The organism is Acidovorax sp. FJL06 (assembly GCF_003852545.1).
GTDB lineage: Bacteria > Pseudomonadota > Gammaproteobacteria > Burkholderiales > Burkholderiaceae_C > Acidovorax.
In genome coordinates this window covers 1-231 of sequence record NZ_QAJR01000107.1, presented here as the reverse complement: position 1 = coordinate 231, position 231 = coordinate 1, and the positions used below count along the sequence as shown (strand labels likewise).

General features: G+C 72.3%; 1 pseudogene. It reads left to right on the top strand.

What is annotated here, in order from left to right:
* Nucleotides 1-200, top strand: a pseudogene (locus DBV10_RS22710) (LysR family transcriptional regulator); the annotation flags it as partial.
* Nucleotides 201-231: the final 31 nt, after the last annotated feature.

The following is a 231-nucleotide window of genomic DNA, read 5'->3' as shown; positions in this document are numbered from 1 at the left end:
TCATGGCGCGCACGGTGGCGCAGCATTTTGCGGGGCAGGGGATGGTGGCGGTGCTCAAGCTGCCGGTGGCGGTGGAGCTGCCGCCGGTGGGCCTGATCACGCTGCGCGGGCAGCGCATGACGCCGGTCACGGCGCTGCTGGTGGAGTGCCTGCGGCAGGTCGCCAAGGAGTTTGTGGCGCCGCCTGCACGCCGGCGGTGATCCGCAGATATGCTGCACAGCCCCCGCCCCC